The organism is Cytobacillus sp. NCCP-133, from assembly GCF_026011715.1.
Taxonomy (GTDB): domain Bacteria; phylum Bacillota; class Bacilli; order Bacillales; family Cytobacillaceae; genus Cytobacillus.
In genome coordinates this window covers 1-1,351 of sequence record NZ_BRVM01000054.1, presented here as the reverse complement: position 1 = coordinate 1,351, position 1,351 = coordinate 1, and the positions used below count along the sequence as shown (strand labels likewise).

Annotated in this window: 2 protein-coding genes; both read left to right on the top strand. The window is 41.3% G+C overall.

The window, feature by feature from the left end:
- On the top strand, positions 1-216 hold a 216-nt coding region (gene tnpB, locus NCCP133_RS21755; protein ID WP_264807315.1), incomplete at its 5' end, for an IS66 family insertion sequence element accessory protein TnpB.
- A gap of 49 nt (positions 217-265) precedes the next feature.
- Positions 266-1,351 (top strand): IS66 family transposase (tnpC, locus tag NCCP133_RS21750; protein ID WP_264807314.1); only part of this gene is annotated, 1,086 nt, incomplete at its 3' end.

The window sequence follows — 1,351 nt, the reverse complement described above, 5'->3', positions numbered from 1 at the left end:
AAACAACGCGATAAACTCAAGATTCTTCTTTGGGATACCAATGGATTTTGGTTATATTACCGAAGACTTGAACGTGGAAAATTCCACTGGCCATCTGATCATGCGAGTTCAGGTCCCTATAAAATTTCACGTCGGCAATTAAATTGGTTGTTAGACGGTTTATCATTAGAACAGACAAAAGCACATCCTGTCGTTTCTGCAAAAACTGTCGTTTGAACGCGAAATTATTGAAGTAATCGGTTAGATTTTATAGTATAATTGAACCATGAAAAAGACGAAGAAAACATCAACCACAACCCCTACAATTGAAGAACTTCTCGAGCGCGTTCAACTTCTTGAACAGAAAAACGCAGATTTAGAGGCGAAGCTAGAAAAGGAAAAATACGAATTTGAAACCAAGATTTATTGGTTACAAGAACAGCTTCGCCTTCACCAGTCTAAACGTTTTGGTGTATCTAGCGAAAAGGGCATTCCAGATCAACTGGAACTAACTCTATTTAATGAAGTTGAAAAAGAAGCAAACCTCGAATTACCCGAACCTACTGTGGAAACCATCACCTATCGCCGTATGAAGAAACATGGCCAACGTCAGATGATGTTAGAAAATTTGCCTGTGGAGACGATCGAATATCGTTTATCCGATGAAGAGCAGGTCTGTTCGTGCTGCGGTGGAAATTTGCATGAAATGAGTACAGAAGTCCGTCAGGAATTAAAATATATCCCGGCTGAAGTAAAAGTAGTTAAGCATGTTCGCCATGTTTATTCGTGCCGCCATTGTGAGCAGGAGGCAATTGAAACTCCTATTCAAACTGCATCTATGCCAAAGCCAGTCATTTCGGGAAGTCTCGCATCCCCTTCTATGTTGGCACATATCATGAGCCAAAAGTATGTAGAGGGACTTCCTTTATATCGACAAGAAAAACATCTGCATCGCTTGGGCTTAACATTGTCTCGACAAACGATGGCGAATTGGATGATTTACGGGGCGGATCGTTGGTTAAGCAAGCTATACAGCCGGATGCATCAGCTACTAGTTAAGCTGGATATCATTTGTGCTGATGAGACAACTCTTCAAGTGCTTCAAGAACCAGGTAGATCCGCTTCATCTAAATCCTATTTGTGGCTATACCGTACAGGTGTCGAGGGACCTCCCATTATACTTTATGATTATCAAGAAACCAGAGCTGGGGAAAATCCGATGAACTTCTTAAAGGAATTCAAAGGCTATCTTCAAGTCGATGGCTATGCAGGATATCATAAAGTAGAAAACGTAACACTTGTGGGGTGTTGGGCACACGCCAGACGAGGTTTTACGGATGTTTTAAAATCACTGCCCGCGAATAGCATAAAA